This window comes from Amycolatopsis sp. H20-H5 (genome assembly GCF_035828755.1).
In the GTDB taxonomy this organism is placed as follows: Bacteria; Actinomycetota; Actinomycetes; order Mycobacteriales; family Pseudonocardiaceae; genus Amycolatopsis.
Window position 1 is genome coordinate 21,333 of sequence record NZ_JAYMZS010000056.1, and the last position, 26,490, is coordinate 47,822.

At 68.6% G+C, this 26,490-nt stretch carries 30 protein-coding genes, 2 tRNA genes and 1 pseudogene; 11 read left to right on the top strand and 22 right to left on the bottom strand.

Features of this window, described 5'->3' with window-relative positions; all coding sequences use genetic code 11:
- Window positions 1–54 precede the first annotated feature (54 nt).
- Both QMK34_RS27170 and QMK34_RS27175 read left to right on the top strand, forming a co-directional pair.
- Window positions 55–696 carry a response regulator transcription factor gene (locus tag QMK34_RS27170; protein ID WP_326417281.1) on the top strand — a complete coding sequence of 214 codons (642 nt, stop codon included), beginning with the start codon at window positions 55–57 and terminating at the stop codon, window positions 694–696.
- 194 nt (window positions 697–890) lie between these two features.
- A complete protein-coding gene (locus tag QMK34_RS27175; RefSeq protein WP_326417282.1) occupies window positions 891–1,118 on the top strand; it encodes a hypothetical protein in 228 nt (75 codons plus the stop codon).
- A gap of 443 nt (window positions 1,119–1,561) precedes the next feature.
- Here the strand turns inward: QMK34_RS27175 and QMK34_RS27180 are convergent.
- From QMK34_RS27180 to QMK34_RS27195, 5 genes and pseudogenes are all read right to left on the bottom strand, one after another.
- Window positions 1,562–1,687 (bottom strand): annotated as a pseudogene (locus QMK34_RS27180) (DUF397 domain-containing protein); the annotation flags it as partial.
- A 59-nt stretch (window positions 1,688–1,746) separates the two neighbouring features.
- The gene (locus QMK34_RS27185; protein WP_326417284.1) at window positions 1,747–1,941 is read right to left on the bottom strand and encodes a Scr1 family TA system antitoxin-like transcriptional regulator; all 195 of its coding nucleotides are present in this window, start codon (window positions 1,939–1,941) and stop codon (window positions 1,747–1,749) included.
- Window positions 1,868–2,263 carry a DUF5753 domain-containing protein gene (locus tag QMK34_RS47920; protein WP_442785229.1) on the bottom strand — a complete coding sequence of 132 codons (396 nt, stop codon included), beginning with the start codon at window positions 2,261–2,263 and terminating at the stop codon, window positions 1,868–1,870. The genes QMK34_RS27185 and QMK34_RS47920 overlap by 74 nt, the downstream gene beginning before the upstream one ends.
- Window positions 2,178–2,513 carry a hypothetical protein gene (locus tag QMK34_RS27190; protein ID WP_326417285.1) on the bottom strand — a complete coding sequence of 112 codons (336 nt, stop codon included), beginning with the start codon at window positions 2,511–2,513 and terminating at the stop codon, window positions 2,178–2,180. The genes QMK34_RS47920 and QMK34_RS27190 overlap by 86 nt, the downstream gene beginning before the upstream one ends.
- Before the next feature lie 27 nt (window positions 2,514–2,540).
- Window positions 2,541–3,368, bottom strand: coding sequence for an NAD(P)H-binding protein (locus tag QMK34_RS27195; RefSeq protein ID WP_326417286.1), 828 nt, complete (start codon window positions 3,366–3,368; stop codon window positions 2,541–2,543).
- A gap of 100 nt (window positions 3,369–3,468) precedes the next feature.
- Here QMK34_RS27195 and QMK34_RS27200 point away from each other — a divergent pair, with 100 nt between their 5' ends.
- Window positions 3,469–3,891: a winged helix-turn-helix transcriptional regulator gene (locus QMK34_RS27200; protein WP_326417287.1), complete on the top strand. Its 423-nt coding sequence runs from the start codon at window positions 3,469–3,471 to the stop codon at window positions 3,889–3,891.
- Here QMK34_RS27200 and QMK34_RS27205 read toward each other — a convergent pair.
- From QMK34_RS27205 to QMK34_RS27235, 7 genes are all read right to left on the bottom strand, one after another.
- The gene (locus QMK34_RS27205) at window positions 3,888–4,784 is read right to left on the bottom strand and encodes an amidohydrolase family protein (protein ID WP_326417288.1); all 897 of its coding nucleotides are present in this window, start codon (window positions 4,782–4,784) and stop codon (window positions 3,888–3,890) included. The genes QMK34_RS27200 and QMK34_RS27205 overlap by 4 nt on opposite strands.
- Entirely contained in the window at window positions 4,781–5,263 is a 483-nt protein-coding gene (smpB, locus tag QMK34_RS27210) for an SsrA-binding protein SmpB (protein ID WP_326417289.1), read from the bottom strand. The genes QMK34_RS27205 and smpB overlap by 4 nt, the downstream gene beginning before the upstream one ends.
- A 53-nt stretch (window positions 5,264–5,316) precedes the next feature.
- On the bottom strand, window positions 5,317–6,216 hold the full coding sequence (ftsX, locus tag QMK34_RS27215) for a permease-like cell division protein FtsX (protein ID WP_326417290.1): 900 nt from the start codon (window positions 6,214–6,216) through the stop codon (window positions 5,317–5,319).
- A gap of 63 nt (window positions 6,217–6,279) precedes the next feature.
- Window positions 6,280–6,969 (bottom strand): cell division ATP-binding protein FtsE, encoded by a 690-nt coding sequence (gene ftsE, locus QMK34_RS27220; RefSeq protein ID WP_326417291.1) that lies wholly within the window; start codon window positions 6,967–6,969, stop codon window positions 6,280–6,282.
- Window positions 6,970–7,111: 142 nt separating this feature from the next.
- Window positions 7,112–8,215, bottom strand: a complete 1,104-nt coding sequence (gene prfB / locus QMK34_RS27225) for a peptide chain release factor 2 (RefSeq protein WP_326417292.1) — start codon at window positions 8,213–8,215, stop codon at window positions 7,112–7,114.
- Between the two features lie 78 nt (window positions 8,216–8,293).
- Window positions 8,294–8,794 (bottom strand): PadR family transcriptional regulator, encoded by a 501-nt coding sequence (locus QMK34_RS27230; protein ID WP_326417293.1) that lies wholly within the window; start codon window positions 8,792–8,794, stop codon window positions 8,294–8,296.
- Window positions 8,795–9,107: 313 nt separating this feature from the next.
- Window positions 9,108–9,184: transfer RNA gene (locus QMK34_RS27235), tRNA-Met, on the bottom strand.
- Window positions 9,185–9,506: 322 nt separating this feature from the next.
- Between QMK34_RS27235 and QMK34_RS27240 the strand changes: the two genes are divergently transcribed.
- Entirely contained in the window at window positions 9,507–9,650 is a 144-nt protein-coding gene (locus tag QMK34_RS27240) for a hypothetical protein (RefSeq protein ID WP_326417294.1), read from the top strand.
- Window positions 9,583–9,927: an FAD-dependent monooxygenase gene (locus QMK34_RS47925; RefSeq protein ID WP_442785228.1), complete on the top strand. Its 345-nt coding sequence runs from the start codon at window positions 9,583–9,585 to the stop codon at window positions 9,925–9,927. Before QMK34_RS27240 ends, QMK34_RS47925 begins: the two co-directional genes overlap by 68 nt.
- 300 nt (window positions 9,928–10,227) lie before the next feature.
- Here the strand turns inward: QMK34_RS47925 and QMK34_RS27250 are convergent.
- A tRNA-Met gene (locus QMK34_RS27250) sits at window positions 10,228–10,301 on the bottom strand.
- Between the two features lie 70 nt (window positions 10,302–10,371).
- Window positions 10,372–13,368 (bottom strand): UPF0182 family protein, encoded by a 2,997-nt coding sequence (locus QMK34_RS27255; protein ID WP_326417295.1) that lies wholly within the window; start codon window positions 13,366–13,368, stop codon window positions 10,372–10,374.
- A gap of 158 nt (window positions 13,369–13,526) precedes the next feature.
- Here QMK34_RS27255 and QMK34_RS27260 point away from each other — a divergent pair, with 158 nt between their 5' ends.
- Window positions 13,527–14,081 carry a PPA1309 family protein gene (locus tag QMK34_RS27260; protein ID WP_326417297.1) on the top strand — a complete coding sequence of 185 codons (555 nt, stop codon included), beginning with the start codon at window positions 13,527–13,529 and terminating at the stop codon, window positions 14,079–14,081.
- An 86-nt stretch (window positions 14,082–14,167) separates the two neighbouring features.
- Here the strand turns inward: QMK34_RS27260 and QMK34_RS27265 are convergent, their stop codons facing one another.
- On the bottom strand, window positions 14,168–15,289 hold the full coding sequence (locus QMK34_RS27265) for a YlbL family protein (RefSeq protein ID WP_326417298.1): 1,122 nt from the start codon (window positions 15,287–15,289) through the stop codon (window positions 14,168–14,170).
- A gap of 101 nt (window positions 15,290–15,390) precedes the next feature.
- Between QMK34_RS27265 and QMK34_RS27270 the strand changes: the two genes are divergently transcribed.
- On the top strand, window positions 15,391–16,749 hold the full coding sequence (locus tag QMK34_RS27270) for a zinc-dependent metalloprotease (protein WP_326417300.1): 1,359 nt from the start codon (window positions 15,391–15,393) through the stop codon (window positions 16,747–16,749).
- Between the two features lie 7 nt (window positions 16,750–16,756).
- Here the strand turns inward: QMK34_RS27270 and QMK34_RS27275 are convergent, their stop codons facing one another.
- Window positions 16,757–17,305, bottom strand: a complete 549-nt coding sequence (locus QMK34_RS27275) for a M48 metallopeptidase family protein (RefSeq protein WP_326417301.1) — start codon at window positions 17,303–17,305, stop codon at window positions 16,757–16,759.
- Between the two features lie 180 nt (window positions 17,306–17,485).
- On the opposite strand from QMK34_RS27275, the gene QMK34_RS27280 reads away from it, so the two are divergent.
- From QMK34_RS27280 to QMK34_RS27290, 3 genes are all read left to right on the top strand, one after another.
- The gene (locus QMK34_RS27280) at window positions 17,486–18,523 is read left to right on the top strand and encodes a ThiF family adenylyltransferase (protein ID WP_326417302.1); all 1,038 of its coding nucleotides are present in this window, start codon (window positions 17,486–17,488) and stop codon (window positions 18,521–18,523) included.
- Window positions 18,524–18,600: 77 nt separating this feature from the next.
- The gene (locus tag QMK34_RS27285) at window positions 18,601–19,944 is read left to right on the top strand and encodes an ABC1 kinase family protein (RefSeq protein ID WP_326417304.1); all 1,344 of its coding nucleotides are present in this window, start codon (window positions 18,601–18,603) and stop codon (window positions 19,942–19,944) included.
- Window positions 19,945–20,072: 128 nt separating this feature from the next.
- Window positions 20,073–21,023: a hypothetical protein gene (locus QMK34_RS27290; RefSeq protein ID WP_326417306.1), complete on the top strand. Its 951-nt coding sequence runs from the start codon at window positions 20,073–20,075 to the stop codon at window positions 21,021–21,023.
- A 6-nt stretch (window positions 21,024–21,029) separates the two neighbouring features.
- Here QMK34_RS27290 and QMK34_RS27295 read toward each other — a convergent pair whose 3' ends face one another.
- The 6 genes from QMK34_RS27295 to QMK34_RS27320 all read right to left on the bottom strand — a co-directional run bounded on the left by QMK34_RS27295 (window position 21,030) and on the right by QMK34_RS27320 (window position 25,594).
- The gene (locus QMK34_RS27295; protein WP_326417308.1) at window positions 21,030–21,215 is read right to left on the bottom strand and encodes a hypothetical protein; all 186 of its coding nucleotides are present in this window, start codon (window positions 21,213–21,215) and stop codon (window positions 21,030–21,032) included.
- Complete coding sequence (locus tag QMK34_RS27300; RefSeq protein ID WP_326417309.1) at window positions 21,212–22,084, bottom strand: class I SAM-dependent methyltransferase; 873 nt, start codon at window positions 22,082–22,084, stop codon at window positions 21,212–21,214. The genes QMK34_RS27295 and QMK34_RS27300 overlap by 4 nt, the downstream gene beginning before the upstream one ends.
- A 90-nt stretch (window positions 22,085–22,174) precedes the next feature.
- Window positions 22,175–22,435, bottom strand: a complete 261-nt coding sequence (locus QMK34_RS27305) for a hypothetical protein (protein WP_326417310.1) — start codon at window positions 22,433–22,435, stop codon at window positions 22,175–22,177.
- Window positions 22,432–22,854, bottom strand: a complete 423-nt coding sequence (locus QMK34_RS27310; protein ID WP_326417311.1) for a WhiB family transcriptional regulator — start codon at window positions 22,852–22,854, stop codon at window positions 22,432–22,434. Before QMK34_RS27310 ends, QMK34_RS27305 begins: the two co-directional genes overlap by 4 nt.
- A 166-nt stretch (window positions 22,855–23,020) precedes the next feature.
- Complete coding sequence (locus tag QMK34_RS27315) at window positions 23,021–23,290, bottom strand: hypothetical protein (RefSeq protein ID WP_326417312.1); 270 nt, start codon at window positions 23,288–23,290, stop codon at window positions 23,021–23,023.
- A 216-nt stretch (window positions 23,291–23,506) separates the two neighbouring features.
- A complete protein-coding gene (locus tag QMK34_RS27320) occupies window positions 23,507–25,594 on the bottom strand; it encodes an ATP-dependent DNA helicase UvrD2 (protein ID WP_326417313.1) in 2,088 nt (695 codons plus the stop codon).
- A gap of 65 nt (window positions 25,595–25,659) precedes the next feature.
- Between QMK34_RS27320 and QMK34_RS27325 the strand changes: the two genes are divergently transcribed.
- A complete protein-coding gene (locus QMK34_RS27325; RefSeq protein WP_326417314.1) occupies window positions 25,660–26,388 on the top strand; it encodes a DUF4191 domain-containing protein in 729 nt (242 codons plus the stop codon).
- The last annotated feature ends 102 nt before the right edge of the window (window positions 26,389–26,490 follow it).

Genomic DNA, 26,490 nt, shown 5'->3' on the forward strand with positions numbered 1-26,490 from the left:
CCGTGAGTGAATGGCTGTGTAGGAGCACTGCCATTCACTCAGGCTGGGGGCCGGATGCGGGTTGTGATCGCTGAAGACGCTGTACTGCTGCGGGCGGGGGTGATCCGGCTGCTCGCCGACGAGGGGATCGAGACCGTCGCGGCAGTCGACAACGGCGACGACCTGCTCGGCGCGGTCAAGGAGCACAAGCCGGATCTCGCGATCGTCGACGTCCGGATGCCCCCGACGTTCACCGACGAGGGCCTGCGCGCCGCGATCGGCGCCCGCGAGGCAATCCCAGGACTGCCGGTCTTGGTGCTCTCGCAGTACGTCGAGGAGAGCTACGCCGTCGAGCTGCTGTCCGGCGGCGCGGGCGGCGTCGGGTATCTGCTCAAGGAGCGCGTCGCCGACGTGACGGACTTCGTCGACGCGGTGCGCCGGGTCGCGGCGGGAGGCACGGCGATCGACCCCGACGTGATCGCGCAGCTGATGGCCCGCGGCCGCAAGAACCCGCTGGACGCGCTGACCGCGCGCGAGTCGGAGGTGCTTGGCCTGATGGCCCAGGGCCTGTCGAACACCGCGATCGCGAACTCGCTGGTCGTTTCGCACGGCGCGGTCGAGAAGCACATCGGCAACATCTTCGCGAAGCTCGGCCTCGAGGCGAGTGCCGTGGAGCATCGCCGGGTCCGCGCGGTGCTCACTTATCTGGGCCGCTGACCTGCGAAGTAGTAGCAAGGGACCTTTGCTCCCGTTCCGGCGGGAGCAAAGGTCCCTTGCTACTCCGGCCCCGCGCGGACGCACGCCGCGTGCCCTCCCCGGCCGCCCCCGGTCACCCGTTCTGGCGGCGGCACCGGCTGGTCCGCTCACCTACCATGGGCGGACGTCGCACCCGCCGGAGTGAGGAGTCCCCGATGCCAGGCCGTTCCGCGCAGAGCGCCCGCTTCTTCGGCGGGCCCCTCGACGGCCGCGTCCAGGAACTCGGCGACGCCGAACCCGTGCCCGGCACCGTCCTGCGGCACGTCCACCTGCACGACGGGCCCAAGATCGAGACGCACTACGAGCTCGGCAGGCATGGCGGCGGCTGGGAGTACCGGCTCTGCGCGATGACCGAAACCGACGGCGAGTCCCGCGAAGGGTAGGGCAGGCCCCACCCGCGAACGGGGAAAACCGGAACCCCGATACGGCGGTGGGCACCGCTGTTTCCACGCGCCGGAACAACCAGGCTTTCAGCCATGCACACCAGCCAGATGCAGGTCACCACACCGGCCGCGCGCGGCGGCAGGGACAGGCAGTAACACAGACCATGATCAACACGAGGTTCCCAGGACAGCCCGACGACGGAAGGCAGACATGTAAGCCTCGTCATCGTGCCAGCGGCGCTCCGCGTCGCTGCCGACGAAAATCCCGTGCGGAGAGCCGCGCTCGAGCAGACAGCCGTGAGACCGGCTGAAGGCGGCCGGACGCCCTCTTGGAACGTCGTGGTCCTCGCCGTCGCGTTGGCCGCGGCGCGACCCTGAGCCCCAAACACAGAACAGGGCCCCGGCGTTCACGGGTCGCCGGGGCCCTGTTCTGTGTGCAATACCTAGTTGGCGGACACCTTCGCGAGGAAGGCCAACCAGACATCCGACTTGACTGCCAGGTGTCCGGCCGTCCGGTCCTTGGTGTCCCGGACTCCGACGGTATCGATTGTCAACGCAACTTCGACGCAATCAGAGGTGTTCTGTTACCGGCTGGACTTGCGCCAGCGGCCGGGGTCTCGCGGTAGGTTCATGTTGTCGTCTCCAGAATTTTGATGACATTCGCGATGAGCCCTTGCGTGTCGGCGGGGCTCATCGCAACATCACGAACTCTATCTACGGCCTGCTGGTAGGCCTCCACGTCGACGGGCTCATGGAAAAACAGGGCTGATCGTCGGTTCTCGATCTGCACCACAGGGGTGCGGTCGACGAACTCCAGAAGCACAAAAAGGCCCTTCAAGTGCGGGATGCCAGCCAGCCGACACCGGAACCGCTCGGACCTCGACGTTCCCCCGCCGGCTCGCTTCGTCCACCGCGCGCAACTGGTCGGCCATGACTGCCGAGCTGCCGATGCCGCGTCGCAGCGCGGTCTCGTCAATGATCGCCAGTAGCTCCGCTGGCCGCTCACGGCGCATGATCACGTCACGTCTGCCGACGCGGACAGCAACGCGAGTCTCGATCTCACTGGCGGGTACACCGCCTGCACCGATGATCGACCGCGCGTAGCCAGAGGTCTGGAGCAGGCCAGGAATCAGCAACGGGGACACGTTGACGACCCGGGTGGCGTCTCGCTCCAGCTCCAGTAGCGCGGCTGGCTGACGTTGCTGCTGCGGGCTTGCCCGCATCCCCCATGCCGATCAGGTCCGGCGCGAGCCGCCGCCCGGGATCGCCGACGGCGGGCAGGATGTGCCGCCACAGATACGAAGACGTGGGATTGCCGTGCAGGAAGACCATCGGCACCCCGGCGCCGGTCTCCCGGTGGGACATCGCGGAATCGAGAACGGGTACGACAGGCATGGCGCTCCTTCCGAGTCGGACGACGGATTACTTGAAGGCGACGACGTTGCGCGCCGCCCAGTCGGCGAACGTGCGGGCCGGGCGGCCGAGAATCCGTTCGACGTCGGGGCTCACCCGCTGCTCGGCTTCCGTCGGCGCGCCCAGGATGTCGAGGGTCGCGTCCGCGACGCTCTCGGGCATGAACCGCAGCATCTGCTCCCGGGCCTGCGCGCGGCTCTGCTCGACGAACACCACCGGCTCCCCCAGCGCCTCCCCGATCGACGCGGCCTGCCGGCGGGGTGAGATCGGCGACGGCCCGGTCAGCTCGTAGGTCTGGCCACCGTGCCCGGCGCCGCGCAGAACGGCGGCGGCGACCTCGGCGATGTCGTCCGGATCGACGGTCGGCAGCGCGACGTCGCCGAAGGGCGCGGCGACCTCCCGCCGCGTGCGGACCGGCTCGGCCCAGGCGAAAGCGTTGCTGTCGAAGCCTCCCGGCCGCAGCACCGTCCATTCAGGACTCGCCTGCTTGACGGCGTCCTCCAGCCGCGGCAGATGACGCGACGTCCCGACGCCCTGCGAGGACAGCAGGACGACGCGCCGGACACCGCCGGCCCGTGCGGCCTCGAGAACACCGCCGAGGTCGCCACCGGTCGACACCCACTCGCCGGAGGTCAGCAGGAACAGCGCGTCCGCGCCGTCGAGAACGGGCTTGAGGCCCTCCGGCTCGGCCAGATCGCCCTGCCGGTACCGCACCCCGGCCGGGACGTCCGGCGCGGAGATCCCTCGCGAAACCGCAGTCACCTGCTCACCGGCCGCCACGAGTGCCCGCACGAGCGGCCGTCCCACGTTGCCCGTCGCCCCGGTCACCACGATCATGTTCACTCCCAGTCGTCGAGTTCGATTGCTGACTCGACGGAAGCTACCTTCTCCGGGATAGTAGGTACCTAGAGGAAAGTAATGGCGAGAAGGGCCTGCTGTGACCGACAGCACAACGCGAGCACCCCGTGCCGACGCCGATCCGGAGCAGGCCTGCCCGGTCGCCCCGGTGGTCGACATCGTCTTCAGCCGCTGGACCACGCCGATCCTGTGGGCGCTCCACGAGTACGGGCGGCACCGGTTCGTGGAGCTGGAACGCCGCATCACCACGATCACGCCCAAGGTGCTGACCCAGCGGCTGCGGCAGCTGGAGCGCGACGGCCTGGTCGTGCGCACCTACCACCCCGAGGTCCCGCCGCGGGTGGAGTACGAGATCAGCGACCTGGGGCGCAGCCTGGCGCCGCTGTTCGCCAGCCTCTCCGAATGGTCGGTCAACCTCGGCAAGGTCGAGCTGGCCAGAGCCGACTACGACGCCAGGGAGCCTGCACGCGGCCGCCGGAGCTCGTCCGGCCCCCGCCCCTAGAAGCCGAGCAGCTTCGCGGGCGTGTCGTGCACCACGGCCCGCAGGAACGGGTCCCCCAGCCGCTCGTCGGCCGCCCAGCCGGCGATCGCCCGCAGCTGGGTGGCGTAGCTGTACGGGATGTTCGGGAAGTCGGTGCCGAGCACGACCCGGTCCGCGAACTCGGCGAGGCCGTCCGCCCAGGACGCGGGCAGCGGGGACATCCGCTCGGCGAACGGGACCCCGACCATCGTGGTGTCGAGGTGCACCCGGGGATAACGGCGCAGCAGCTCGAACGCGAGCTCGAACTCGGGCATCCCGGCGTGGGCGAGCACCGCAGTCAGCCGCGGATGCTTCGCCAGCACCTCCTCGAAAACCCGTAACCCGGTGAAGTCTCCGCGCAGCGGTCCGTGTCCACAGCGGATCACCACCGGCACCCCGGCGTCGGCCAGCGCGCCCCAGGCCGTGGCGAGGAGTTCGTCACGCGGGTCGTACGCGCCGACCTGCACGTGTGCCTTGAAACACCGCGCGCCCGCCCGCAGCGCTTCGTCCACAGAGGACGCCGCCGACGGCTCTGGGTAGAACGTCGCTGTCGGCACCGCCTCGGGGACGCGCTCGGCGAACTCCAGCGCCCAGGACGTCAGCCACTGCGCCATCCCCGGCTTGTGCGGGTAGACCAGCGGCGCGAAACGCCGGACACCCAGCGCCCGCAACGTCTCCAGCCGCTCCTGCTCCGAAGTGCGGTAGTGCACCGGCCACGGAGTGCCGTAGTGCTCCTCGGCGTGGTCGAAATACGCCCAGACCTTGTCCATCACCGGGTCCGGCAGGAAGTGCACGTGGATGTCGACCAGCCCGTCGACGCCCAGCGAGGCCGCCCAGGCGGCGACCTCGGCGTCGGACTCCGGGCCGGGGATCACTCCGTGAACCGGCCCTTCAGTGCCCGTCCCAGCGCCTTGCTGATGTCGCGGTCGGCGTCCTTCTTGGCCAGATCCTGGCGCTTGTCGTAGGACTTCTTGCCCTTGGCCAGCGCGATCTCGACCTTGACCTTGCCGTCCTTGAAGTACATCGACAGCGGGACCAGGCTGAGGCCGCTCTCCTTGGTCTTGCCGATCAGCTTCTCGATCTCCTGGCGGTGCAGCAGCAGCTTGCGGTTGCGCCGGGGCGTGTGGTTCGTCCACGTGCCCTGCACGTACTCCGGGATGTGCACGTTGCGCAGCCAGACCTCACCGTCGTCGACGGTGGCGAACGCGTCGGCGAGGGAGGCCCTTCCCTCGCGCAGGCTCTTCACCTCGGTGCCCACGAGGACCAGACCGGCTTCGTAGACGTCGAGGATGGAGTAATCGTGGCGAGCCTTGCGGTTCGACACGATCACCTTGTGGCCACGTTCCTTGGGCATAACGGCGACTCTACGTGTCTTCCTCTGGGTGAGCAGGTGGTTATCGTCCGCCGCTAGTTGCGGACGTACAGACGCAGCGTGACGTAACCGGTGATGGCCGAGATGAGCGTCGACACGGCGATCAGGATCGGCGCGACCGGGAACAGCAGTTCGAGCAGTGAGACCGGGGGGAACACCGCGCCGGCGAGCTGGAGCAGCGAATCGATGAAGAGGAACTTGGCCCCGATCAGCATGCCGACGGCGAGGATCGCACCGACCACGCCGGCGACCACCGCCTCCAGCAGGAAGGGCAGCTGCGTGTACCAGCGCGTCGCGCCCACCAGGCGCATGATGCCGACTTCGGTGCGCCGCGTGTACGCCGAGAGCTGGATCGTGTTGGCGATCAGCAGCAGGGCGGCGACAGCCATCAGCAGCGCGGCGAAGAAGGCGAAGTTACGGACGACGTTGAGCGCGCCGAAGAACCTGTCGAGGTAGGCACTCTGGTCGGTCACCTTGGCGACACCCGGCTGGGTCGCGTACTCCTTGACGATGGAGTCGGTGCGCTGCGGGTCCTTCAGCTTGACGTGGAACGACGCGGGCAGCGCCTCCGGCCGGGCGAGGGCCACCAGCTCGGGCTGACTCTGGAAGATCTTCTTGAACCGCTCGTAGGCCTGGTCGCGGTTCTCGAACACCACCGACTCGACGCCCTGGTTCTCCTGCAGCTTCGAACGGATGGACTGGCACAGCTGCTGCGCGCAGTTCTTGTCGCCCGCGCTGATGTCGTCGACCAGCTGGACGGTCACCTCGATGTCGGCGAGGAAGTTGACCTTCATCTTGTCGATCGTCCGCACCACCAGGAGCCCGCCGCCGAGCATGGCGAGGGAGACCGCGGTGGTGAGGATCATCGCGATGGTCATCGTGATGTTCCGGCGAAGGCCGGTGAGGACCTCGCTGAAGACGAAACTGGCGCGCATCGGGGGAGTGTCCCTTGTGGGTCGGGGGCTGTCGGAGAGGGGTGGGGCGCGGTCGGGATCCGGTCAGCGACCGACGCCGTAAACCCCTCGTGCGTCGTCGCGTTTCACCCGGCCGAGGTCGAGCTCGACCACCCGGCGGCGCATCGAGTCCACGATCGAGTGGTCGTGGGTGGCCATGAGCACGGTGGTGCCCGTGCGGTTGATCCGTTCCAGCAACAGCATGATGTCCTGGCTGGTGTCGGGGTCCAGGTTCCCGGTCGGCTCGTCGGCGAGCAGCACGAGCGGCCGGTTCACGAACGCGCGGGCGATCGCGACCCGCTGCTGTTCACCACCGGACAGCTCGTTGGGCAGCCGGTCGGCCTTGCCGTCCAGCCCGACGAGCTCGAGGACCTCCGGCACCACCTTGCGGATGGTCAGCTTGGGCTTGCCGATGACCTCGAGGGCGAACGCGACGTTCTCCGCGACGGTCTTGTTCGCGAGCAGCCGGAAGTCCTGGAAGACGCAGCCGATCGTCTGCCGCAGGCGGGGGACCCTGCGGCGCGCGAGCTTGGCGACGTCGAAGTTGGACACCATGACCCGGCCCTTGGTTGGCACCTCCTCACGCAGGAGCAGCCGCAGGAAGGTCGACTTCCCCGACCCCGAGGGACCGATGAGGAAGACGAACTCACCCTTGTCGATCTCGACCGTCACGTGATCGAGAGCAGCGCGGGTCGAGGTCTTGTAGTTCTTGGATACATCTTCGAGCCGGATCACGATTCGGCATCCTACTCATGGGTGGGGTTAAGCCGAGGTTGCGTGGCCCCTCAACCGGCTCGGCGGGGATATCGGGGGACCTTTACTCCCGCCGCTCCCGGGCAGGCGGCAGCAAAGGTCCCTTGCTCCCCCGGCGTGCGGATCAGGCGTTCGCGGACTGCTTGCGCCAGCGGATGCCCGCCTCAAGGAAGCCGTCGATCTCGCCGTCGAGCACCTGGGAGGGGTTGCCGACCTCGTGCTCGGTCCGCAGGTCCTTGACCATCTGGTACGGGTGCAGCACGTACGAGCGCATCTGGTTTCCCCAGCTGGAGCCGCCGTCCTTCAGCGCGTCCATCTCGGCCCGCTCCTCGGCCTTCTTCCGCAGCAGCAGCTTCGCCTGGAGCACCTTCATCGCCGCCGCCTTGTTCTGCAGCTGCGACTTCTCGTTCTGGCAAGACACGACGACGCCGGTCGGGATGTGCGTGAGCCGCACCGCGGAGTCGGTCGTGTTGACGCTCTGTCCACCGGGCCCTGACGATCGGTACACGTCGACGCGGATGTCCTTCTCCGGGATCTCGACGTGGTCGACCTCTTCGACCTCCGGCAGCACCTCGACGTGCGCGAAGGAGGTCTGGCGGCGGCTCTGGTTGTCGAACGGCGAGATGCGCACCAGCCGGTGGGTGCCCTGCTCGACCGACAGCGTGCCGTAGACGTACGGGGCGGTCACCTTGAAGGTGGCGGACTTGATGCCCGCTTCCTCGGCGTAGGAGATGTCGTAGACGTCCGTGGGGTACCCGTGGCGCTCGGCCCAGCGCAGGTACATCCGCATGAGCATCTCGGCCCAGTCGGCCGCGTCGACGCCACCGGCCTCCGAGCGGATGGTGACGACTGCGTTGCGGTCGTCGTACTCCCCCGAAAGCAGCGTGCGGACCTCGAGCACGTCGATGTCCTTGGCGAGGGACGCGAGCTCGGCGGCGACCTCGCCCAGGCTGCCGGCGTCGTGCTCGTCCTCGGCCAGCTCGTAGAGCACGCCGATGTCGTCGAGCCGCTGGCGCAGTTCGGACACCTTGCGCAGCTCGCTCTGCCGGTACGACAGCTGGCTGGTGACCTGCTGCCCCGCCTCGGGGTCGTCCCAGAGGTTCGGGCTGGACGCCTGCGCCTCCAGCTCGGCGACCTGGGCCCGCAGGGATTCCAGGTCCATCACCGACTCGACCTGGGTCAGCTTGCCGGCCAGTTCCTTGAGATCCGCATCCAACTCAACACTCACGTCGGTCAAGGTTACGGCAAAACCCACGACCGGTTGCGGGGAACCGGTCGTGGGCGCCCTTCAGGGGCCAAAAAAGCTTCAGGCCAGCGGGACCGAGTCGAGCAGTTTGAGCGCCGCCTTGGCCTGGGCCTGGGCGAATTCGGCGACGGCCTTCGCGTAGGGGCCGTCGGCGCCCTTCGCCGCGAGTTTCGCGTCGTCGAGCTGCAGCGTGTAGGTGGCACGCGCGCTGTCGACCAGCGCGGACCGCTGCTTGGCGGTGAGCGCGGCGGCGTGCACGAGCCGCAGGATGAGCGGGCTGCGCAGGTGGTCGGGACCGGCCTCGGAGGTCAGCCAGGTCTTGAAGGCCTTCTTCCCGGCGGCGGTCAGCACGTACTGCTGGCTGGAGCGCGGCCCTTGCTTGCCGAGACGGACGAGGCCTTCCTTGGACAGCGCGGGCAGCTCGCGGTAGACCTGGCTGCGGGTCACGCTGAAGAAGGCACCGAAACGTTCACCCGCTCCCGCGACCAGTTGCCCGCCCGTGGCGGGACCGTCGTGGAGCAGACCAAGCAGAGCGGCGGCTGTTGCATTCAATTCAGACACGCCTCTACGGTGCCACTTATCCCGCCCTGTGTCCACAGTGGTCATCAGATCTGTCCATTGTGGCTAGTGAGTTCCGCTCGTTCGGCCCAATCCACAGCCAGTCCACAAAGGACCCGGCCACGCTACGCAACCACGACCCCCTGAACGGCCCACCTCATCTGCACTTGCACCTGCACTCGCGCGCGCGTTCGCGGGGCAACGGGCTCGTACCGGGATGACAAAGTCGAGCGGGCCGCTCGAGCGACCAGAGCTCACCGAGCCACGAAAAAAGAGGCCGATACTCGCATTTTCTGCGAATATCGGCCTCTTGCACTGGTAGCGGGGACAGGATTTGAACCTGCGACCTCTGGGTTATGAGCCCAGCGAGCTACCGAGCTGCTCCACCCCGCGTTGCTGTGTATCAATAGATTACATGGGGCCACAGGAGCCTTGACGGCGCCCCCTCTTAAGGCTTGGCCGCGACCCTGACCTGCCTCTATGCCGAAATTTCGCGTCGGACCATGCTCGGACGCCATGGTGCCCCTTGGCGAACCGACTCCCGGCCAGTCCGGACCGGACCCTCCGCCCCGTCACGGCAGGCCTCGGATTCCCCCCGCCCGTGGCACTTCCTTGACAATTTAACAACCTTAAGGACATCCTGGCCGTAGCTCAATTTAATGTCATTAAGGAGAGGTCATGGAAGAGCTGACGCCTCGCCGAGCTGGGCACGGGGGTGCGCCGCGGGCACGAGCTCGCGGAGTTCACCCAGGACGCGGAGGCCGTCATCGCGCTGGTGCGGGACCCCTCCGGTGACGTCCGGGTGCGCGCCGCGTACCTGGTGGGCTCGACGTCCCGCGGACTTGCGCGCGCCGGGTGACCCCCGAAGAGGTCATGACGGCGCTCAGAGCCAAGTACGGCGACGATCTGGCCGTGTCGGACATCCGCTGGGCGTCGCGCTTCTCGGACGCCTCACGCCAAGCCACCGCGTTGGCCGCGTCCTCCTGGCGGGCGACGCCGCCCACATCCACCTGCCCGCGGGTGGCCAGGGGCTCAACCTGGGCTGGAAACTGGCCGCAGACATCAACGGCTGGGCCCGGCCCGTCTACTGGACAGCTACGAGTCCGAACGTCACCCGGTGGCGGCGCACGTGCTGAGCCACGTGGCGGCCCAAACGGCATTGACCCCCGGCACCGAAGAAGCGCCAAGCCCTCCGAACACTTTTCGCCGAACTGGCCCAGCTTCCGCCGGTGGCCCACCGGCCCGACACGACAGCGATCCTCACTCGCCCCGACGGCTACACGACCTGGACCGAGTCCCCCGAAACCCCAGACCTCCCAGAAGCCCGAAGACCCACTTCGGCCCCCAGCGACCGCATCCAGCCGGTAAGAACCTCCAGGACAATACGTAAGAGGCCCGTATTCGCGCTTTCCGCGAATACGGGCCTCTTACTTCTGTAGCGGGGACAGGATTTGAACCTGCGACCTCTGGGTTATGAGCCCAGCGAGCTACCGAGCTGCTCCACCCCGCGTTGGTGTGACACCTACCTTACGCCCAGGTTTCGCCCGGACGCAAAGCAGGTGTCACTTACGTAAGCGAGGTCACCCTCCCGGCTGGGTGGCGGGTGGTGCGGCGGGCGTTGTCGTGACCGCCGGCTTCGCCGCTTCGTACGCCTTCGACGCCGCGTCGAGTGCCGCCAGCGCGGCGCCCTGGTCGGTGAAGTTGCCGGAGGACTGCGCGGCTTTCAGCTTGGCGAGTGCCGACTGGATGTCGATGACGGCCTTGTCGAGTGCCGCGTTGCCGGTCGGCGGCGACGGCGGGATGGTGCCGGTGGACGGGGTGGTGGGTGTCGTCGTCGGCTGGCCGGGCGTGGTCGGTGGGGTGGTGGTGCCCTGCCCGGTTCCCGCGCCGAAGACCTGGTCAAGGGCTTCCTGCAAGGTAGGCGCGTAGCCGACCTTCGGTCCGAACGAAACGAGGACCCTGGCCAGCTGGGGATAGCTGTTCTGGTTGCGCTGGCGGATATAGACAGGTTCGACGTAGAGGAAGCCCTGTGCCACCGGGAGGGTGATCAGGTTGCCGTAGTTCACCGTGACGTTCGGGTTGTTGAACAGCGTCCGGTCCGAGGCGACCTGTGGATCGCTCTGGAATCTGTTCTGCACCTGGACGGGACCTTCGACCTGGGTGGCTCCGCTGGCCGCGGTGGGCAACGTCAGGACTCTGATCGTCCCGTAGTCCTTCGGATCGGAGGAGACGGACATCCAGGACGCCAGGTACTGCCGTTGGAGGCCGGTCAGTGAGCTGGTCAGCTGGAAGGTCGGGCGTTCCTGACCGGGTGCGTCGGCGAGCACGTAGTACCCGGGCTGGTTCGCGACCCCGGCGGCGGTGGGATTCGCGCCGCCTTCCTGGGTCGGGTCCTGCGGAACGCTCCAGAAGGCCTGCTGGGCGTAGAACTCGCCGGGGTTGTTCACGTGGTACTTAGACAGCAGTTCCCGCTGCACCTTGAACAGGTCCTCGGGGTAGCGGAAGTGCGCGCGCAGGTCGTCGGAGATCTCGGAGCTCGGCTTCACCACTCCAGGGAAGACCTTCTCCCAGGCCTTGAGCACCGGCTCGTTGTCGTCGATCGAGTAGAGCGTGACGTTGCCGTTGAAGGCGTCCACGGTCGCCTTGACCGAGTTGCGGATGTAGTTGATCGAGCTGTTCGCCTGCTTGGCGACGCCGTTGAGCGAGTCGTTCGTCGCTTCGCCCAGCGAGGTCTGCTGCGCGTACGGGACGTTGTTGAGCGTGGTGTAGCCGTCGACGATCCACTGGATCCGGCCGTCGACGACCGCGGGATACGGGTCACCGTCGAGGGTGAGCCAGGGCGCGATCTTGCTGACCCTGTCCCGGGGCTCGCGGTTGTACATGATCTTGGAGCCGTCACCGATGGCGTCGGAGAACAGGATGTTGCGTTCCCCGTACTCGGCGGCGAACGCCAGGCGGTTGAACCAGTTGTCGACCGAAACACCGCCGCTGCCCTTGTAGATGTAGCCGCGGTCGGCCGCCGTGTCGTATTCGCCGGGTGTCTGGGTGGACTTGCCGCCGACGATCGCGTACGCGGACTCGGAAGCGAGTTCGCCGTAGTAGATACGCGGCTCGTCGACCTTGATGCCGGGCCCGCCGGGAGTGGTCACGCCCGCCCCTTGCGGGTTCTGCGTGTCGCTGGTCGTGGCGATCGGATAACCGCCGTCGGCGTTCGAGTCTTTGACCGCGCGGTCGATCGTGTTCGCCGGGGCGGCCACGAACCCGTTTCCGTGCGTGTAGACGAGGTGCTTGTTGATCCACGAGGTCTGGTTGCCGGTGAGACCGTCGGTCTTCATTTCCTTGGCGGCGACGATGTAGTCCTCGGTGACGCCGCCGACGTTGTAGCGGTCGATGTCCAGCTTGGTCGGGAAGCCGTAGAAGTTTTCCCGGCCGACGCGCTGGGTGAAGGTGTCGCTGAGGATGTTCGGGTCCAGCAGCCGGATGTTCGGGATGGTGCCGGTGTCCGCCTTCACCTCGGCGGAGGTGGCGGTGGCCTTGCCGGAGTACTCCTGGTACTTCACCTTGTTCAACCCGAAGGCCTGCCGCGTCGCGTCCATGTTGCGCTGGATCGACGTCGCTTCCTTGTCGTTGGCGTTCGGCCGCACCGAAAACTGCTCGAGCACCGCGGGCCACGCGGCGCCGACGAGCACGCTGGACAGGATCAGCAGCACGAGCGCGATGGCCGGGAGCTGCAGGTTGCGCAGGAACGCGCCGGCGAAGAAGGCGATGGCGCAGATGACCGAGATGCACAGCAGGATCAGCTTCGCCGGGAGCACCGCGTTCAGGTCGGTGTAGGTGGCGCCGATGAACAGCGGGTTCCGGTCCGACAGCAGCAGGTTGTACCGGTCGAAGAAGTACTCGACCGCCTTCAGCAGCACGAAGATGCCGACGGTGATGGCGAGCTGCACGCGGGCGGGCCCGGCGAGCTGGCCGCCCTTGCCCGCCAGCCGGATGCCGCCGAAGATGTAGTGCGCGATGAGGGCGCCGATGAACGAGATCACGACCGTGATGAACAGCCAGCCGAGCAGCCAGTTGTAGAACGGCAGGTCGAAGGCGTAGAACCCGAGGTCGTTGCCGAACTCGGGATCGGTCTGCCCGAACCGGGTGCCGTTCATGAACAGCTGGACGACCTGCCAGTCGGCCTGTGCCGACGCACCGGCGATCAGGCCGGTGAGCACCGGGATGCCGATGCCGACCAGGCGGATCTTGGTGACGATGGCCGTCCGGTACCGCGCGAGCGGGTCGTCCGCGCCGGAGACCGGCACGAACACCGGCCGCGTGCGGTAGGCGACCATCAGGCTGATCGCGAGCGCGCCGCCGACGAACAGGCCCACGGCGAAGAACAGGATGATCCGGGTGACGACGACGGTGGTGAACACCGACCGGGCGCCGACCTCGCCGAACCACAGCCAGTCGACGTAGGTGTCGAGCAATCTGGCGCCCAGCAGGAGTGCCAGGATGATCACTGCGGCGATGATGAGCAATATCCGGCTTCGCCGAGACAGCTTCGGCAGGCTCACAGGGGGCCGAGTGGCCACTGCACACACTCCTGGTTTCGTGAACTCGTTCGCGAGGCGCGCCGGTACTGGGAGCGGCCCCTGATGCTCTAACTCTACGGATAGCCCTCCGAGTTCCCGGGACCGCCCAAAACGGGCGTGGGGCGACGTCTCCCCGGCGGGCCTGCGACGATAGGTCCATGGCACCGAGTGAGCAGCAGCCCGCGGGCACGGCCGTGGCCGGACTGGCCCGCGAAGTCGAGGAATTCGTCACCGCAGGCGGCTGGGACCAGCCGCCGCAACTGTTCGCGCTGGTGCCGACCGCGGCGTTGCTGGACGAGCAGCCGGAGCTGGCGGGACAGCTCGATCCGTCGAGCCCGCTGACCCCGGTGGCGCAGGAAGCACTGCCGACCGGCGACCTCGGCGAAGCGCTGGCCACGATCGCGTGGCCGGATCTGGTGCTGGGTTGCGCCCTGGCACAGGAGATCATCGTCCTGCCCCCGGACGCCGAGGCCGAACTCCCCGCCGAGTCCGACGCGGAGCGCCTGCGCCAGGCCGCCGCCGACCACCCCCGCCGCACCGAAGCCCGGCTCGTGGCGGCCGTGCTGCGCGAAGGCACCACGGCCTGCGTGATGCGGCTGCGCGGCCTGGGCGGCAAGTCCGAAGGCAGCGAAGAAGCCGTCGACGAGATCATCGAAAACCCCGAACTGGCGCCCAACCTGCTCGATGCCCTGAAGGCGACCTTCAACCCCTGATTGACCCACCCCGACCCAAAAGAGGAGCAGGGGACCTTTGCTGTCGCCGTGGCGGGAGCAAAGGTCCCCTGCTCCCCCCGGGCCGGTCAGCAGGAGGCGGTGGGCCTGCCCGCCTTGAGGTTCTCGAGCTGGGTGATCGCGTCGTCCAGTGTGGACACCTTGATCAGGTTCAGGCCGTCGGGCGCGGTCGTCTTCGCCTCGGCGCAGTTCTGCGCGGGCACCAGGAACTCCGTCGCCCCGGCCGCGCGGGCGCCGACGACCTTGAACGAGATTCCGCCGATCGGGCCGACTTCACCCTTTGCGGTGATCTCGCCGGTGCCCGCGATGTGCCGGCCTCCCGCGAGATCCGCCTCCGGACTCCCGCCTGGGCTCAGCCTGTCGACGATCGCGAGCGTGAACATCAGCCCCGCGGACGGGCCGCCGACGTCCTGCAGCGAGATCTTCACGTTGAACGGCGCCACCGCGCGGTCCACCGCGGTGAGCCCGATGAACCCTTCGGCGCGATCGGCGCGCTGGGCCAGCGTGAGCGGCACCGTCCGTTCGGGACGGCCGTCCGGCTGGAACGTGATCTGCACCGTCTGGCCGGGCTTGGAGCCGTTCAGCGCCGCGCGCACGTCTCCGGCCTCGGCGATCTTCTTGCCATTGACCGTCAGCAACCGATCGCCGGGCGAAAGCACGTTGTAGGCCGGGCTGCCTTCGACGATCTCCTGCGTGAGCACCTTCACCGGGTACTTGAGGTGCCGGAGCGCGGCCACCTGAGCGTTGGTCTGGGAGTCCTGCAGCTGCTGGATGTTCTCCTGCTTGACCTGCTCGTTGGTCTCGCCGGGCTTGTAGTACTCCTCGCGCGGCGCGAGCGCGTAGTCGCCACTGGCCCAGAGCCCGAGCGCGGTGAACAGAGTGATCCCGTCGTGCAGCGACACGGTGGTCATCCGCAGCTCGCCCGTGGTCTTGTACACCTCGTGTCCGTCGACCTGGATCACCGAAGCCCCGGACGCGTCGGTACCGAGCGTGTCGTAGGTCGGGCCGGGACTGATCGCGACGTACGGCACCTGGACGAAGAAGCCCAGCACCGCGAACACCACGAACAGAACGCCGCTGACCAGCAGGGTCCAGCCACGGCGGGTCATACGCGTACCGGAGTCGGCGCGCTTCTCCACGGCCTCCGGCCGGATCGGCGCGACATCGGTCTCCTCGGGGGACTTGGTCACGCCTGACAGCGTACGGTGACCATGTTCGCTTCCCGGTGAAGGCCACGCACATCATCCCGGTTGACGCGCTCGGAATGGTCGTATCCGCGTACGGTGGTCGTATGAGTAAACCCCCGTTCGGCTTCGGACCGTCCGATCCCGACAAACGAGGCGAGAACGACCCGTCGGACGCCGGCGGCGCCGAAGCTTTCAACCAGCTCGGGCAGATGCTCAGCCAGCTGGGCCAGATGCTCAGCCAGGCGGGAAGCTCGACCGGGCCGGTGAACTACGACCTCGCCAAGCAGATCGCCCTGCAGAACCTCAGCGGCAGCGACGACGGCAAGATCGGCTTCTCGTCCTCCGGCGCTTCCGGTGATTCGAGCACCGCTGTCCGCGACGCGGCCCATCTCGCCGAGCTCTGGCTCGACGCGGCGACGATCCTGCCCGCCGGGGCCACCTCGACGGTCGCTTGGTCCGCCCGCACCTGGGTCGAGAAGACCCTGCCCACGTGGCAGCGGCTTTGCGACCCGGTCGCCCAGCGGGTCTCCGGCGCCTGGATCGAAGCGCTGCCCGAAGAGGCAAAGCAGGCCGCGGGCCCGCTGCTGTCGATGATGGGTCAGATGGGCGGGATGGCTTTCGGCTCCCAGCTCGGCAACGCCCTCGGTCAACTGGCTTCCGAAGTGCTCACCTCCACCGAGGTCGGGCTCCCGCTCGGCCCGGACGCCACTTCCGCGCTGCTGCCGGCGAACATCGAGAAGTTCACCGAGGGCCTCGAACTGCCCAGCAGCGAGGTGCTGGTGTTCCTCGCCGCCAGGGAAGCAGCGCACCAGCGCCTGTTCGCCCACGTCCCGTGGCTCAGGCAGCGGCTGCTCGCGACCGTCGAGGAGTTCGCCAAAGGGATCACCGTCGACACCTCGGCCCTCGAGCAGCTCGCGGGCCAGGTGGACCCGGCCAACCCGGCCAGCATCGAAGAAGCCATGTCCTCCGGCCTGCTCGAGCCCAAGACGACCCCGGAACAGCAGGGCGCGCTGAACCGGCTCGAGACCCTGCTCGCGCTGGTCGAAGGCTGGGTCGACGTCGTCGTCGCCGAGGCGATCGGCGACAGGCTGCCCGGTGCCGACGCGCTGCGGGAGACCCTGCGCCGCCGCCGCGCCACCGGCGGCCCGGCGGAGCAGACCTTCGCCACCCTGGTCGGGCTCGAACTCCGGCCGCGGCGCATGCGCGCCGCCTCGTCGCTGTGGAAGCTGGTCGGTGACCAGCACGGCACCGAGAAGCGCGACGGGCTGTGGTCGCACCCCGACCTGATGCCGACCGCCGCCGACCTCGACGAGCCGCTCGACTTCTCCGAGAAGATGGGCGACGGCGGCGACACGATCGCCGACCTCGACCCGATCGCCGAGCTGGAGCGCACCGAGCGCGAGGAACGCGACCAGGCCCAGCGTGAGGGCGGCGACGCTGACAAGGGCGAAAGCCCCAGCTGAGACGGTATCAGTCCTCCGTCGCTATTCCCCAGCCGGCGGCGGAGGACAGTCCCTCGAGGTACCCGATGGCCCGCTCGGTCTTCGGGTAGCGTCGCACGAGCGCCCAGAAGGGTGCGTCGTGGCCTGGCTCCCGCAGATGCGCGAGCTCGTGCACCAGCACGTAGTCCAGCACCCACGCCGGCACGCGCTGGAGCCGCTCGCTCACCCTGATGGTGGCGTCGACAGGCGTGCAGGACGCCCACCGTGTGCGCATGGGCGGCACCCAGCGCACGCTGGCCGGCGTCGCGGTGCCGTCGAGATACTTTCCCGACAGCTGGGCGCAGCGGATGAGCAGCGCCTCGTCCGAGGCCTTGGCCGGCGCCGCCCGGCGCGGCTCGGCACGCAACAGCTTGCGTTCCATCTCCGCGACCCAATGCTTCTCCTCCGCTCGCGTCATCCTGGCCGGGATGAGCACGACCAGCGTGTCTTCCTCCCAATACGCCGTTACCGTCCGGCGGCGACGCTGGCTCCGCCGCACCTCGACCTTGTGCTCAGGGGTGTCCGATGGGGACTTCATCTTGTCCCGCTCCTCAGAGAGGGCATCCGTGCTTCGACCACTCGACAACCGTAAGGCCAGTCACCGACAACTCCGAGAGCCGAAAGGTCACAGCCTTGAGTTGTCCACATCGGGAACCACCTGTGGATAACTCGGCTTCTCCGGCCCTTCCGGCCCACCGGCCGGTGTCATGCTGGCTCCATGAACGATCTTGTGAGCGAGCCCACATCGATTAAGCTGCCACGCCGTCCACGCCTGCTTCCGGGGCTCGACGTGCTGGAACGCGGCCCTGGTGAGGTCCAGATCGGGCTCGATCCCCGGCACGCCGTGGTCGCCGCCGGGCTGACGCCCGGCGTCATCACCGCGTTGCGCGGACTCGACGGCAAACGAAGCATCGACTCGGTGCTCCTGCTCGCCGAGAGCGAACACGGTGAACAACTGCGGGAACTGCTCACCGAGATGACCGCTCGCGGGCTGCTCACCGAAGCGGATCCGCCCAGGCACAGCGCTCGGCCAGGAGCCGAGACCGGCCTTTGGTCACTGCGTGCCCGGCACTACCAGCAGGCCCTCCAGGAACGCCGGAAGCACAGTTCGGTGGCCGTACACGGCGACGGAAGGCTCGCCGTGGCCGTCGCCGTGCTGCTGGCGAACGCCGGGATCGGGCACCTCGACATCAAGGCGTCGGGCACGGTGACCGAGCAGGACCTCGGTTCCGGCTACACCGACGCGGAGCTCGGCATGCCGCGCCGGGCGGCGATCATCCAGGCCGTGCACCGGATCGGCCCGGAGACCGTGACCACCCGGATCTTCGGCGCCCACAGGCCTGAACTCGTCCTGCTCACCGACGCTGTGGTCCCGGCTCCGGAGCTGGTCAGCGAGCTGGTCACGGACGGCATCGCGCACCTGCCCGTGCGGGTCAGGGACGGCACCGGCATCGTCGGCCCGCTGGTGGTGCCGGGCCGCAGCAGTTGCCTGCGCTGCGCCGACCTGCACCGGACCTCGCTCGATTCGTGCTGGCCCAGGGTCGCCAGCCAGCTCGCCGGCCGGGCGCAGCGGCCGGATCTCGGCGCGGTGCAGAGCTGCGCCGCGCTCGCGACCGCGCAGGTCCTGCGGCTGCTCTCGCCGGACGAACTCCCGCCGCCGGCGTGGAACGCGACCCTTGAGATCGACTCCTACGACGGCGCCGTGCGCCACCGCGAATGGCTGCCTCATCCCGGCTGCGGATGCGGCGCCCGGTAGTACTTCCGGCGACGTATCCCACATCCACGCCACCGGCAGGCTGCGCGCGCCTGGGACAACAGGGCAGAATCGACCAGGTGACCGACTCCCGCGACCGGACCGATGACCGCGAAACCGCGATGCCGCGCAAAGGCGCTGCCCGCACGGCGAAGCTGGCCAGTCTCCCACTGGGTATAGCGGGGCGTGCTGTGGGCGGCTGGGGGCGACGCCTGACCGGGCAGAGCGCCGAAGAGGTGAGCGCCACCCTGTCGGCGAAAGCGGCCGAACAGCTCTTCGAGGTCCTCGGCACGCTCAAGGGCGGCGCGATGAAGTTCGGCCAGGCGCTGAGCGTGTTCGAGGCCGCCGTCCCCGACGAGATGGCCGCACCGTATCGCGAGGCACTGACGAAACTGCAGGCCGCGGCGCCGCCGATGGCCATCCGGCAGACCCACCGGGTCCTCGCCGAACAGCTGGGCCGCTCGTGGGCCGACCGGTTCAAGGAGTTCGACGACGTGCCGGCCGCGGCCGCCAGCATCGGCCAGGTGCACCGCGCGACCTGGCACGACGGCCGCGAGGTCGCGGTCAAGGTCCAGTACCCCGGAGCCGACGAGGCGCTGCGCAGCGATCTGCGCCAGCTCCAGCGATTCAGCAGGCTGTTCCAGGCTTTCGTGCCGGGCACCGAGGTCAAGCCACTGCTCGCCGAGCTCTCCGAGCGCATGAACGAGGAGCTGGACTACCAGGCCGAGGCGCAGAACCAGCGTGCCTTCGTGAAGGCCTTCGAGGACGATCCCGAGTTCCTCATCCCCCGCGTGGTCGCGAGCGCGCCCAAGGTCATCGTGACCGAATGGGTGACCGGCACCCCGCTGTCCAAGATCATCGCCGACGGCGACCGGGACACCCGCGACAGGGCGGGCCGACTGCTCACCACGTTCCACTATTCGTCGCCGGTGCGCGCCCACCTGCTGCACTCCGACCCGCATCCGGGCAACTTCATGCTGACCGACGACGGCAGGCTGTGCGTGATCGACTTCGGCGGCGTCGCCCGCCTGCCCGAGGGGATCCCGCCACATTTCGGCGAAATGACCAGGCTGGCGCTCGACGGCCGCTCGGGCGAGCTGATGGAGCTGCTCAGGAAGTCGGGCTTCGTCCGGCGCGACGCCGATCTGCGGGCGGAGGACGTGCTGGCCTACCTGGCGCCGTTCACCGAGCCGCTGGCCGGGGAGACGTTCCACTTCACCCGGCGCTGGATGCAGCGGCAGGCCGGCCGGGTCGGCGACACCCGCGGCCCGGACTTCCGGGTGGGCCGGTCGCTCAACCTGCCGCCCGAGTACCTGATGATCCATCGGGTGACGGCCGGGTCGACCGGCATCCTGTGTCAGCTCGACGCCGAGATCCCGGCACGGGCGATCGTGGAACAGTGGCAGCCCGGGTTCGCGAGCTGAGCCTCACCCGCCGAAAGTTATCCACAGGCGGGGCCGGAAACGCACGAAAACTCCGCTCGCTCGGGCGAGTTGTCCACACCTTGGCGAAGTAGGTTCCACCCGGATGGCGCACCGGTCATCCTCGGTTCATGACCACTACCGATCGTGCCGACTTGACGGCAATCAGTGACGCCGCGACCAGCGGGGTCATCACCAGCAGACAGCTGCGGGAGGCGGGAGTTTCGGCTCGCCGGACGGCCACCCTGTGCCGCCCCGGTGGAACTTGGCGCCGGCTCCTCCCCGGTGTGGTCCTGCTCGACGACACGGCGCCGACGCGGCGGCAGCTGCTGCACGCGGCGATCGCGAAGTTCGGCCCGGAAGCCGTGATCACCGGCACGGACACCTTGCGGGCGCACGGCGTCGACTGCCTCACCACCCGGGAAGTGGAGATCCTGGTCCCGTCGGACCGCAGGCTCACCTCGGATCCGGGCATGGTGGCGCACCGGACGGCGCGCCTGCAGGTGGCCAAGGTGGTCGACGGCATCCCCTACGCGCCGCCGGCCCGGGCGGTGCTCGACATGGCCCGGTCCGAGCTCGATCCCCAGCGGATCGAGCACCTGCTGACCCTGCCGCTGTACTGGGGCGCGTGCACCGCGGCCGAGCTTCGCACCGAACTCGACGAGGGAAACCAGCGCGGCTCGGCGAAGGTGCGAAGGGCGCTTCACCAACTGAAAACCGACGACACCTACGCCCAGGGATTGGCCAGGAAGATCCTCGACCTCGCCCCGTTCCCCCCGCCGAGCTGGGACGTCTCGGTGTGCGACCTCCGTGGCAAGCAGCTCGGCATCGCGGACGCCTGGTGGGACGAGATCGGGCTGGCCTGGCAGTTCCGCGCGCCGGGCGCCAACGAGGGCCAGCCGAGCTTCAGCCATCTCGCCCTGCTCGCGACCGGGATCGTTCTCGTGCGGTGTACGGCCGAACAGCTCGAGAACTCCACGCTGGAGGTCACCCGTGAGCTGGCCGCCGCTTTCGGGGACGCAGGACGCCGAGCACGCCCGAAGGTGCGGGCGCTGCGGCGGATCGACAACGCGGCGGCATGACCGTGCTCACCAGTACTCGTCGGGGAGCTTTCCCTCGATGTCCCGCACGTGCTGACGTGCGCAGCCGGGGCACAGCCAGCGCAGCTCGCCCCGCTCACGGCTCGAAGCCCAGGCCAGCGCGACGGCCGGAGCTTCGTCGGACGGGCGGGCCAGCCCGCACCGCGAGCAGAGGACGGGGCCGGGTTCGGTCATGGCTGCCGCCCGTGGTGGATCGTCCGGGCTCCCAGCAGGAAGAGGTCTGTCCGAGCACCGAGATAGTGGGCGCCGTCCGGGTCGAGCAGAGCCGCCAGCACCTCCTGATCGTCCGCGGCCAGCCATTCCCCGGCCGTCTCGGCGACCCGCCGGACCAGCTGGACGACGTACTCCCGCACCTGGTCATCACCCGGCGCCGGGTGGTCGATCAGCACCCCGAACGAGGTGACCCCGGTGAGCCCGGCCTGGCGCATCGCCGTATTCCAGCCGTAGGGCATGGAGACGGAGTCCGTGATCCCGGCGCGCATTCCGGCGAACCACTCGGCCTGCGCAGTGAGCAACCGGCGTTCCAGCCCCGGCCTGCCGAGGCCGAGGTCCCAGGGCAGACCTTGGGTTTCCAAGCCGCCTTCGGCGATGGCGACCATGCCTCCCGGCCGCACCATCTCGGCGAGGGTGCCGAGCGCGGCCTGCTGGTCGGGAAGGTGGTGCACCATCGAGGAAGCCCAGAGCAGGTCAGCCATGGGCACCCGGCCCGGCAAGGCAGGGTCCGAGACGTCGGCGTGCACAGTTTCCACCGTCACCACACCTCCGGCGGCGGCTTCGACGGCGCGACGCGCCTCAGCCAGCAACGGCTCGGTCACGTCCACGAGGACTATCCGGCCGCCTGCTCGCCCGACGAGCTCGCGCGCCAGCAGCACGCTCATGCCACCGGTACCGCAACCGACGTCGACGATCGTCGGCGAATCAGGCAGCTCGGCGGCAAGGCGCAGAGCCGCCAGGGAAAGCGCGTCCGCGTCCAGGGCTTCGGCCAGCTGAAGCCAGCGCAGTCGTTCGCCCCAGTCGATGCCGTCGTGCGCGTGTGCCGCCATGACGACATTCAACACGACCGGCCGGGCGGCCGCGGGTACGAAAACGGGAGGTGGGGAAGGAACGCCTGTCCCTTCCCCACCTCCTCGCCATCAGACCTGGCTGTAGCTTTCGGCGCGCCGAGCCGCCCAGCGGGCGACCCGGTGCCACCGGCGCGCGGCGCGCGGGCCGCTACGTACCCGCTGCCTGCGGACACCCTCTTCGAGGTCTCGTATTCGGGCCTTCGACAGTTCTTCGTACAGCAACATCTCGCTGGTCTCCTCGACCTTGATCTCGTTCAGTTTGGACGGCGCGATGTCCTGGTGGACTGTGCGCGCTTCGTAATCCCTGGTGGTCAGCGGTTCGGCGATCATGCGGCGGCACTCCGCTCACGAACGACCGGCTGCTCGCGCTCGGAGTTGCGCCCGACCGAACGAGGCTCGACGACCCGCTCGGCGACCGCGGGCTCGAGGACCGGGTTCTTCCGGGGCCGGCCACGGGGGCGCTTGCGCGCGACGACGACGCCGCGCTCGAAGATCTCGCCACCCCAGACACCCCACGGCTCACGCCGGGCAAGAGCCCCGGCGAGGCAAGCCGCGCGGACCGGGCAGTCCCCGCAGAAGCCCTTGGCTCGCTCGAGCTCGGCAGGCGACTCGGCGAACCAGAGGTCGGCGTCCCCGGACCGGCAGGGAAGGTCGAGCTCAGGCGAGCTGATCGCGTCGAGCAGGTCGCCGACTCCGGTGTCGGCGAAAACGATGGGTGGCGCCTCCGCGAAGGCGATTGCCGATGACATTTCCATGCTCCTTTGTGTCGCAACGGTTTTCGTAGTGGCTTTGGAACTGGACAAAACTGACCCCTACAGTTGTGCAGCCAAACCTCGTACCCCAAAAAGCACGAAGGCCGCGGATCCGGGTTACCGGTTCCGCGGCCTTCGTGAGCCTGTCGTCCTGACTATGACGTCAGGGACTTCGCTCCCGTAGAGACAACGGAACACGGAACTGCTTGATAGTCGGAAGATCGGCGTCGGCCTGGGCGTAACCCAGGACGACAGCGGTGGTGTGCGCGATGGCCCCGTTGAACGTGGTCCAACGCGACTGCTCCAGGCCCTGATTGGCCCGCGCGGGCATGCCACTCACGAACACGCCGATACCCCGGCGCTTGGCCGGCGGGATTTCGGTGGCGCAAGACAGCAAGGTGCCCGGCTCCGTCGTCTTCATCGAGTTGATCACTTCACCAGCACCACCTTTCGCTGTCACACGCTCAACCGCTCCGCGGCCGACGTTGTCATCCCGATCGTCATCCCCATCCGAGCGCTTCGCGCCCAGTGCATGCAGGTTATGTGCCCTGGGTACGCCAGGGCAACTTATTTTAGAGAAAACTCATCGAAGCTACGAAGATCACCCCTGAGCAGCGGGTTCGCCGCGTGGATCATGGTCGGAACGCGGTCAAGAAGCGACCGAAGCGCGCACGACCTGGAGTACCTCCGCGCCGAAGCGTTCGAGCTTCGTGGCACCGATCCCGGAGATCGCCACCAGTGCCCTGTCGTCGGTCGGGCGCTGCTCGGCGATCGCGACGAGTGTCGCGTCGGTGAACACCACGAAGGCGGGCACCTTGAGCTCGCGGGATCGCTCACCACGCCAGGCCCGGAGCTGTTCGAGCAGACCTTCATCCACATTGGACGGGCAGCGGCCACAGCGGCCCAGCTTGACTTCGAGCGTTTCGAGCAGCGCACCACCACAGACCCGGCAGCGCGCCTTGAGACCGGGCGTCCTGTTCTGCTGGGCGCGGGCGACCCGCGCCGCGGGGTGGTCCTCCGGGATCAGGCCGTAGAGGAAACGGCTGCGGCGCCGGTTTTTGCGACCACCGGGAGTACGCGAAAGCGCCCAGGACAGCCACAGATGTTCGCGCGCACGGGTGACGCCCACATAGAATAGCCGCCGTTCTTCCTCGACGGCGGCGTCGTCGCCGTCGGCATGCGTGATCGGCACCGTTCCGTCGGCCAGCCCGACCAGGAAAACGGCGTCCCATTCAAGGCCCTTGGCCGCGTGGAGGGAGGCGAGGGTGACGCCCTCGACCGTCGGCGGGTGCTGGGCCGCGGCGCGCTGTTCGAGCTCGGCCGCGAAGCGCAGGAGATCCGCGTCCTCGACCGTCGCCGCCAGTTCCTCGGCGAGCTCGACCAGTGCCAGTAGCGCGTCCCACCGTTCCTTGGCCGCGCCGCCGGCCGGCGGCTGCTCGGTGAGGCCGACCCGCGACAGCACGGAACGGACCGTGGTCACCAGGTCGCTGCCGTTCTGGTCGGTGGACGCCATTCGCAGCGCGGACATCGCCTGCCGGACCTCGGCGCGGGCGAAGAACCGCTCGCCGCCACGGACGAGGTAGGGGATGCCGACCTCGGACAGCGACCGTTCATAGGCTTCGGACTGCGCGTTCACCCGGTAGAGCACCGCGATCTCGCTCGCGGCCACGCCACCGTCGATGAGTTCCCGAACCCGCCCGGCGACCGCTGCCGCCTCCGCGGCTTCGTCGTCGTACTCGGCGAAGCGGGGCTCAGGACCTCGCTCCCGCTGCCCGACGAGCTTCAGCCTGGACCCGGCGGGCCGGTCGCGAGCGGCGCCGATCACCTGATTCGCCAGCGCCACGACCTGCGGCGTCGACCGGTAGTCCCGTTCGAGGCGGACGACCGTGGCTTCGGGGAAGCGGCGGGTGAACTCCAGGAGGGGACGGGGGGACGCCCCGCCGAAGGAGTAGATGGTCTGGTTGGCGTCGCCGACGACGGTCAGGTCGTCACGGCCGCCGAGCCAGGCGTCGAGCAGCCGCTGCTGCAGTGGCGTGACGTCCTGGTACTCGTCGACGACGAAACAGCGGTAGCGGTCGCGGAACTCCTCGGCGACCATGCCGTGTTCCTCCAGCACCGCGGTGGTGTGCAGGAGGAGGTCGTCGAAGTCGAGCACCTGGGCGGCGGTCTTGAGCTTCTCGTAGTTGCGGTAGACCTCGGCGACCTGCGTGGCGGGCGCCGGGATGTCCCGCTGGGTGCGCGCGGCGACGAGCGGGTAGTCGTCGGGGCCGACGAGCGAGGCCTTCGCCCATTCGATCTCGCTGGACAGGTCCCGCAGCACCTCGGTCTCGCTGCTCAGACCGGCCCGGTTGGCGGCCTGGCCGACGTACCGGAACTTGTTCTCGAGCAGGTCCCACGGCCGGTCTCCGATCACCCGCGGCCAGAAGTACCGCAGCTGACGGCGGGCGGCCGCGTGGAAGGTCAGCGCCTGCGCGGCGTCGACCCCGAGCCCGCGCAGGCGGGTACGCATCTCGCCGGCGGCCCTGGCGGTGTAGGTCACCGCCAGTACCTGCCCGGCGGCGACGTGCCCGGAACCGACGAGGTGGGCGATGCGATGGGTGATCGTGCGCGTCTTGCCCGTACCCGCCCCCGCGAGTACACAGACCGGCCCCCTCGGCGCGCATGCCGCAGCACGCTGCTCGGGGTCAAGCCCGTCGAGCAGGCCCGGACGAGTCTTCGGTGAAGATGCGCTAGCCACGTCCCCGATCCTCGCAGAGGGGGCCGACGGATCCGTGGCAGGGCACGCGGCCGTATCCTGGCCAGATGGCGGGAACGCAGGACAAGGAAGCTGCCAAGCAGGCGAAGAAGGAGAAGCGCGCGGCGAGCAAGGCTCGGCGCGGGCAGATCTTCGAGGCCTTCAAGATGCAGCGCAAGGAAGACAAGGCGCTCATTCCCTGGATGGCCGGCTCCATCGTGGTCATCGCCGGTGTGGTGTTCGGGATCGGCTTCATCTTCGGCATCGAATGGGCCTTGCTGCCCTTCGGCATCGTTCTCGGCCTGCTCGCCGCCATGATCATCTTCGGTCGGCGCGTGCAGAAGACCGTGTACTCGAAGGCGGACGGCCAGCCCGGCGCGGCCGCCTGGGCACTGGAGAACCTCCGAGGCAAGTGGAAGGTGACCCCGACGGTCGCCGCGACCACCCAGCTCGACGCGGTGCACCGCGTGCTCGGCGGCCCCGGCGTGATCCTCGTCGCCGAGGGCGCGCCGCATCGGGTGAAGGCGCTGCTCGCGCAGGAGAAGAAGCGCGTCGCCAGGCTGATCGGCGAAACCCCGATCTACGACGTGATCATCGGCCACGAAGAGGGCCAGCTTTCGCTGAAGAAGCTCCAGAGCTACCTGATGAAGCTGCCGCGAAACCTGAAGCCCGCCCAGGTCGACGCGCTCGAGGCCAAACTGGCCGCACTGGGCAACCGCGGCGCGGCAATGCCCAAGGGCCCGATGCCCGCCGGCGCCAAGATGCGCAACGTGCAGCGCACCATCCGCCGCCGCTGACCGACCCACCAAACAGCATCAGGGGACCTTTGCTGCCGCTCCGGGCGGCAGCAAAGGTCCCCTGCTTCGTTTTCGCCAGGAAATGTCGGTGGGTAGTCGCAC

Bases quoted from the DNA above. Each gene is read 5' to 3' on its own strand.
- QMK34_RS27170 (WP_326417281.1), top strand. From the start codon at position 55: ATGCGGGTTGTGATCGCTGAAGACGCTGTACTGCTGCGGGCGGGGGTG.
- QMK34_RS27175 (WP_326417282.1), top strand. From the start codon at position 891: ATGCCAGGCCGTTCCGCGCAGAGCGCCCGCTTCTTCGGCGGGCCCCTC.
- QMK34_RS27190 (WP_326417285.1), bottom strand. From the start codon at position 2,513: ATGCCTGTCGTACCCGTTCTCGATTCCGCGATGTCCCACCGGGAGACC.
- QMK34_RS27195 (WP_326417286.1), bottom strand. From the start codon at position 3,368: ATGATCGTGGTGACCGGGGCGACGGGCAACGTGGGACGGCCGCTCGTG.
- smpB (WP_326417289.1), bottom strand. From the start codon at position 5,263: ATGCCCAAGGAACGTGGCCACAAGGTGATCGTGTCGAACCGCAAGGCT.
- ftsX (WP_326417290.1), bottom strand. From the start codon at position 6,216: ATGCGCGCCAGTTTCGTCTTCAGCGAGGTCCTCACCGGCCTTCGCCGG.
- QMK34_RS27260 (WP_326417297.1), top strand. From the start codon at position 13,527: ATGGCACCGAGTGAGCAGCAGCCCGCGGGCACGGCCGTGGCCGGACTG.
- QMK34_RS27270 (WP_326417300.1), top strand. From the start codon at position 15,391: ATGAGTAAACCCCCGTTCGGCTTCGGACCGTCCGATCCCGACAAACGA.
- QMK34_RS27275 (WP_326417301.1), bottom strand. From the start codon at position 17,305: ATGAAGTCCCCATCGGACACCCCTGAGCACAAGGTCGAGGTGCGGCGG.
- QMK34_RS27280 (WP_326417302.1), top strand. From the start codon at position 17,486: ATGAACGATCTTGTGAGCGAGCCCACATCGATTAAGCTGCCACGCCGT.
- QMK34_RS27290 (WP_326417306.1), top strand. From the start codon at position 20,073: ATGACCACTACCGATCGTGCCGACTTGACGGCAATCAGTGACGCCGCG.
- QMK34_RS27295 (WP_326417308.1), bottom strand. From the start codon at position 21,215: ATGACCGAACCCGGCCCCGTCCTCTGCTCGCGGTGCGGGCTGGCCCGC.
- QMK34_RS27300 (WP_326417309.1), bottom strand. From the start codon at position 22,084: ATGGCGGCACACGCGCACGACGGCATCGACTGGGGCGAACGACTGCGC.
- QMK34_RS27305 (WP_326417310.1), bottom strand. From the start codon at position 22,435: ATGATCGCCGAACCGCTGACCACCAGGGATTACGAAGCGCGCACAGTC.
- QMK34_RS27310 (WP_326417311.1), bottom strand. From the start codon at position 22,854: ATGTCATCGGCAATCGCCTTCGCGGAGGCGCCACCCATCGTTTTCGCC.
- QMK34_RS27325 (WP_326417314.1), top strand. From the start codon at position 25,660: ATGGCGGGAACGCAGGACAAGGAAGCTGCCAAGCAGGCGAAGAAGGAG.